Origin of the sequence: Lutibacter sp. (assembly GCF_041562875.1) — a bacterium.
Taxonomy (GTDB): Bacteria; Bacteroidota; Bacteroidia; order Flavobacteriales; family Flavobacteriaceae; genus Lutibacter.
Genome location: NZ_JBFFOE010000121.1, coordinates 1 through 6364, shown reverse-complemented (window position 1 = coordinate 6364; position 6364 = coordinate 1). Strand labels below are relative to the sequence as shown.

At 30.3% G+C, this 6364-nt stretch carries 4 protein-coding genes; 3 read left to right on the top strand and 1 reads right to left on the bottom strand.

Going from position 1 to position 6364, the window contains the following annotated elements:
• The first annotated feature begins 128 nt into the window (after nt 1-128).
• Complete coding sequence (locus ABY863_RS12200) at nt 129-350, top strand: lipopolysaccharide assembly LapA domain-containing protein (protein ID WP_372795225.1); 222 nt, start codon at nt 129-131, stop codon at nt 348-350.
• Nucleotides 337-780 (top strand): hypothetical protein, encoded by a 444-nt coding sequence (locus tag ABY863_RS12195; RefSeq protein ID WP_372795223.1) that lies wholly within the window; start codon nt 337-339, stop codon nt 778-780. Before ABY863_RS12200 ends, ABY863_RS12195 begins: the two co-directional genes overlap by 14 nt.
• 46 nt (nt 781-826) lie before the next feature.
• On the opposite strand, the gene ABY863_RS12190 is transcribed toward ABY863_RS12195, so the two are convergent.
• Entirely contained in the window at nt 827-3061 is a 2235-nt protein-coding gene (locus ABY863_RS12190) for a hypothetical protein (RefSeq protein ID WP_372795221.1), read from the bottom strand.
• A gap of 220 nt (nt 3062-3281) precedes the next feature.
• Here ABY863_RS12190 and ABY863_RS12185 point away from each other — a divergent pair, with 220 nt between their 5' ends.
• A complete protein-coding gene (locus ABY863_RS12185; protein ID WP_372795219.1) occupies nt 3282-6185 on the top strand; it encodes a PEP/pyruvate-binding domain-containing protein in 2904 nt (967 codons plus the stop codon).
• Nucleotides 6186-6364 lie beyond the last annotated feature (179 nt).

The window sequence follows — 6364 nt, the reverse complement described above, 5'->3', positions numbered from 1 at the left end:
GTATATGGTCAACCTGATATAAAAGTTGCTGGATTGATTGGTAACTCTCAGATTGTTAAAAAGTAAAAAACATCAAAAAAATAGGTTAATTTAGACTTGAAATAGAATACCTATTAAAATTTACAGATATGAAACTTAAGACTTTTGTTGCTATTTTATTTGCAACTTTAATTGTAATTTTTTCACTTCAAAATGCTGAAGTTGTAGATGTGAAATTTCTTTTTTGGAAATTATCTTTTTCTAGTGTTATTGTAATACTGGGGAGTTTTTCAATGGGTGTTTTGGTAGGCGTTTTAATTTCAATCAAAAGAAAAATAACAGCTAAAAAAGAAAATTATGGCAAAAATTAATTCCGTTTTTTTAGAATCAATTCCCGAAATTATTCATGTAGGTGACAATATTTCTGATATTATTATAAATACTCAGATAGAGTTTCATTCATTAGATTTAAAGTTAGAAATGGAATATTTACTTTATTTATTTGTATATGATATTCATGGAAAGGTAGATATCCCAGTTATTATTGGAAATTGGGATGAAAGTGACGTTTTTGGGGTGACTTTTGATAGAAAAGATCATTTTTTGGGTAAGAAAATGTTAAATATTACAGCTAATAAGGAAACTATTCAACTGCAAACGCCTATAGCACTTAAATTGGGTAAACAAAAAAAAGGAGCTTCAAATTCATCGAGAGAACTAGAAGTTTTTGCTACTTTAATTCCGGCAATAGGTAGAGCTTCTAAATGGTCTGTACCTTTTGAAACTAATTTGGTTTTTTAATTTTCTTAGAATATAAATTAAACAATTAATTTATATTCTAAGAAAATTATTTAATTGATTTTGAAGTTAATGTGTTAACAAAAAGAATATTCCCAATCTTGTCATAACCTTCAAAAAGTTCCAAGTTATTTTCAGATTTCATCATGCCTTCGTGAAAACCAATTAAAGTTAAATCGGCATCTGCAGAATTTTCATTAATCAAATCTAACCTGCTTTTATTTCCTTCAATAGGTAAAACACGAATATTATTTGCTGAAATAGGTAAGCGACCAGAAGAAGTTAATTCAATTAAATTTTGTTCTTCTTGTGCAATATTTTCTTTAGCAAAAGTTGCAAATATTTTAATTTGCCCTTTTTTCCAATCAGGATGGCCTAAAATAATATAGGATAGTAAAATCATTAAATTCGCATTTTCATAATCTACTTTACGTATCCAAATATGAATTTCTTTTTTATGGCCAAATCCTTTGTCGGAAGAAGCTAAAATACATAAATCATATTGTGCGCTTTTTAAAACACTAAAATTATCAATTATTGTTGTTAACCATTCCTTTTCTCCTTTTTTAAATTCAAAAAGCATCATATTATTTGGTTGCCCAGAAATGCCAGGTTGTTGAATTGCTTGAATAATTGCAGCTGTGTTAGAAGGTGAAATTAATGTTTCAATAAAAACATTATTTTTGCTTACTGCTGCCGATTTAATTAATTTTTCAAGTTTTAATTCAGCATTTTTTTTAGTTTCTGTTGAAAAGTAGTCTTTTTCAAAATGGATATAGGTTCCAAAACCATATCTATATGATATCCATTTCATCATTTCCATAGCCCCATAACGTTTAAAACTATCTTTTGATAGGCATATTACTGCTGGTCTCCAGGCTTCTACCGTTTTTTCTTTTTCAGTTTTTTGAAGAAATACTTGAATAGTTCTACTAATTTGGTGGATAACACCTTGAAAAATAGTAGCCATACCTTTTTTATTATCATTTTTCATGGTAATATAAAAATATAAAACAACCATTAATGCTATAGCAGAAAGGGCATAAGGCGTATTTATTTTAAACATTAAATAAATGCTCATAATAGCTCCCAAAAGAGAAAGATACCATTTAGATTTAAAAGAAGGGCGATAGGACGGATCTGCTGCAAAATGTTGCATAAATGAAATTAAACAAAGTGAACCATAGGTAACCATAAAAAACATGGAAATAATTTCTGCTACGGCGTTAACATCACCCATTAACACAAAAACTAAAGCAATTGCACTAGTTAAAATGGTTGCATTTCTAGGTTCGTTATTTTTAGCTGTTCCTTTTGCAACCCAAATATTCAAGAACTTATTTGGGAATACATTATCCCCTCCAATAGCTTGTAATGTACGAGGAGCAACCATAAAAGAACCTAATGCAGATGAAATAGTTGCAGCAGCTAAACCTATGGGTATAATTGGACCCCAAAGTGCAATTTTACTCATGATTAATTGATTATTTATCAAGTCATCTGCACTTGCGGAAGATGTTAATTTTAAAGCTATAAAAACATATAGAATCATTCCTACAATGGTAGCTGCAAGTGTTCCCAACGGAATAGATTTTTTAGGTTCACGTAAATCACCCGACAAACCAACTCCTGCAGTTATTCCTGTAAATGCAGGGAAAATAATGGCGAAAACATAAAAGAAACCTTTATCAGAGGAAACATTATTTAATAATTGAGAACTATCAAAAACTTCACCGAAAGGTGTTGACCCCATAAAGAAAAGTATTAAAGAAATAGCTAATATAGCAACTACTACATACAATGCTTTCATTCCTAAATCTGCACCTTTAGTAACCATCAACCAAATTAAGAGCAATAAGGCAGGAATACTAAATAATCGATTGTCAAATAATTCGTAACCAAATTCTGATGCAACCCATGGTTTTATAGCTTCAAAAGCTTCTGCAAATGCTATCACATAAAAAGCCACACTAATTGCTTGGGATAAATACAGAGTAATACCAATGGCTGCTCCTATATTTAATCCAAAAGAACGTGAAATAATAAAATATTCTCCACCACCTTCAACTTTTTGATTGGTTGCAATTTCAGCTAAAGCCATGGCAGTTGGGATGGTAACCATATGACCAATTATAATAATTAATAAGGCACCCATAAAACCCACTGAACCAACAGCAAATCCAAAACGTAAAAACATAACCGCTCCTAATATTGTTGAGATAGCGGTTAAAAAAACAGGAAGTGTACCGAAATTTGCTTTTGATGAAACTAATGTTTTACTCATGATAAAAGTGATTGCTAAATATTATTTTATGGACAAATAACTCTAAAGAGTCTAATTATTTTGATAAAAATAATGAAATAAAGTGCACCTATTTTAAAATTGAAGACTAATTTTAAAATAAATAGTTGTGCAATAAAATTTGATTTAGAATATAAATAGAGTAAATTTAAAATTATGGAATTATATTTGAGATTCATAAAATTATATCCATAAAATTATTATGAAAAACAACGTATTAAGCATTTTGATTGGTTTGTTTTCAATAGCAGCCTTCTCTCAAAATTTTGACAATCAATATATTAAAGAGCAAATTACTTCTTTTAAAACAGATCTTCGGGGGCCTTATAAAGACATTCGTTGGTTTTGTAAAGATGGAAGTGTAAGAATGCCAAAAGACCCTTGTCCAGATTCTATTGGTTCTGGTGTTCAACATGCGCGCTATAAAGATGTTGTTGAGAATATTGCAAAGAAAAATAATGTTTTTTTAGGTCAAATATTGGCATATACTGAGCATCAAGAGTTTTGGGATTCTCAAAATCATAATTCGCGTTTAAAACAATATCAATTAGATAAGTATTTACGAGGTGTAGATGATGGGTGGATTTTACAAAAAGCACAATATTATAGAGGTGCTATTCAGGTTGAAGATGAAGAAGCTTGGGGAATTGATTTTTATAAATGGTTATTAACGGGAGATACGAGTATCACTAAAAATTTCTTTTTAATTCGTGAGTCCTTAAAAGATATTCCGCATAAAGGAGATGATAATGTTGCGCAATTAATGCGAAGTCAATCGAAAGTTTTGTCCGATTTATTTCCTGCATTTATGGATTTGCGGGTTAAAATTCACGGACAACCTGAATTTTCGGATATTGAAAAAGTACAACAATTTAAAACCAAATACGCTTCAGAATTAACGAATGCGTTAAATTTAAAGTTTGATGAGTTGCTTGTAACCATGAGTAATTTTTACAAAGCAATAGATATTCATGCATTGTCTCAAAAAACAAGTTTGCTTAAAAATACACCCATAGGAAATGCCATAAAAGAGTTTTCAATTAAAAATAGTACCGAAACAAAACCTGCTAATTTGGTTACTGAATCAGCGAACTTATTGTTAGAAATTAGAAAAGCAATTTTAGTTGAAAAAAGAGCAACTGCAAGAGTTCAATTATTAGATGCTTCTTTAAAATTAGAAGAAATTGTGTTTAAAAATGCATCGCAATGGCAGCCAGTAACACTAAAAGAATTGTTAGATAAAACGTATTTTTTAGCAATGGCAAGTGCTGGAGCTGGCTATATTGAATTGTGGGAATGGAATGAAATTGAATCCGTTATAAAACCAAAAAATAAAGAATCACTAACTTTAAATGAATTGACTGCCATTTTACAATCGGCAAGAAGTGAAGTTGAGTGGAGTTCATCTATGGTAAAAGCAATCTACGAAGAAATTGTTGCTATTTATACTGGTTTTGAGCCAAAATCATACCGGTTTATTGATGATAAAATACGAAGTTCTGCAGCTTTACATTTAGGAAAAGCTGTGGCTGATTTGGGTGATATTATTGCCACTGAATCTTCTTTAACCAATAAAGTATTCAATATTTCAAACCAAAGTTCGGTTCGTGGTTTAAATCCGGGTTATGCTTTTGGAGAGTTAGTTGTTATTGATGGTTCTCCTGAAGGAGTTGAAGTTTCTTCAACAAAAATTTATATTTTTCAAAAACCTCCATCCGATTTAAAACCAGTGGGAGGAATAGCTACTGTTGCTGAAGGAAATTTAGTGTCGCACGTACAATTATTGGCACGTAATTTAGGGATTCCAAACGCTGCAATGTCTGATGATAATCTTCAAAATTTAAAGAAATTTAATGGTCAAAAAGTATTTTATGCGGTTTCTAATAAAGGAAATGTGATTTTAAAATTGGAGAAAGATATGACTGTTGAAGAGCTTGCTTTATTTTCAAAAAAAGCCAGAAAAGAAACTAAAATTGCTGTTCCTGTTGAAAATATTCGATTAGATGTGAATAGCATTTTAAATATGAGAAATGTTGATGCAAAGGATTCTGGTAAATTATGCGGACCAAAAGCTGCTAATTTGGGGCAATTGAAAAAAATGTTTCCAGATAAAGTGGTGGAAGGAATTGTAATTCCTTTTGGAATTTTTAAATCACATATGAATCAGCAAATGTCGGGTCAAAATGTTTCATATTGGAATTTTTTAACCAATATTTTTTTGGAAGCTGATAAGCAACGTTCAAATAATATTTCTGAAGACGAAGTAGAAAAATTTCAATTAAAACAATTAGAAACTTTGCGTGAAGCCATAAAAAAAATGCCAATTCAAGCAAGTTTTATTTCGCAATTAGAAACTGAATTTCAAACTGTTTTAGGAAAGAAATTGGGTGAAATTCCTGTGTTTTTAAGAAGCGATACCAATATGGAAGATTTAAAAGATTTTTCGGGAGCTGGTTTGAATTTGACTTTATTTAATGTAGTTTCAAAAGACAAAATTTTACAAGGAATAAAAGATGTTTGGGCGTCACCATATACAGAACGTAGTTTTAAATGGCGTCAAAAATATTTGTTGAATCCAGAAAATGTATTTCCTTCAATTTTAGTAATTCCAAGTGTTGATGTAAATTATTCGGGAGTAATGATTACAGCAGGAATTAATTCTGGAAATTCAAAAGATTTAACCATTGCTTTTAGCAGAGGCGCTGGTGGTGCAGTTGAAGGTCAATCAGCAGAGGCTTATGAATTAAGTTTTGAAGGATCTAATAAATTAATAGCTCCATCTCGTGAACCATTTTACAATAGTTTACCAATTACTGGTGGAACCGCTAAAAAATCTGCAACTTTTGAAATGGCTATTTTAAACGAACAGAATATAAAAGATATAAGAGAATTAGCTAAAAATGTAAGAAATAAAATGGCAAAAGAAGTAAATGCCGAATATAAAGGAGCTTATGACGTGGAGCTTGGATTTAAAAATAATAAATTGTGGTTGTTTCAAATTCGTCCGTTTGTAGAAAATAAAAAGGCATTAAGTTCAACCTATTTAGAATCGATTACCCCAAAAATTGACAAAAACAAAGAAGTACTACTTTCAAAAAAAATATAAAATGAAGAATTATTTGAAAATGACTGTTATTGTTGGGTTGTGTTGGTCTTTTGTGGGTTTTAATCCATATCCAATTGATGGGTATTCACGAACAGGAATTAAGAGATTATTGCGATTAGAACGCATAAAAAGTGGTGAAATAAAAGAGAATTTAAATTTGCCTTCAGGTGCATTAAAAT

Excerpts from the sequence above, each read along its gene's own strand:
- ABY863_RS12200 (WP_372795225.1), top strand. The coding sequence starts at position 129 with ATGAAACTTAAGACTTTTGTTGCTATTTTATTTGCAACTTTAATTGTA.
- ABY863_RS12195 (WP_372795223.1), top strand. The coding sequence starts at position 337 with ATGGCAAAAATTAATTCCGTTTTTTTAGAATCAATTCCCGAAATTATT.
- ABY863_RS12190 (WP_372795221.1), bottom strand. The coding sequence starts at position 3,061 with ATGAGTAAAACATTAGTTTCATCAAAAGCAAATTTCGGTACACTTCCT.
- ABY863_RS12185 (WP_372795219.1), top strand. The coding sequence starts at position 3,282 with ATGAAAAACAACGTATTAAGCATTTTGATTGGTTTGTTTTCAATAGCA.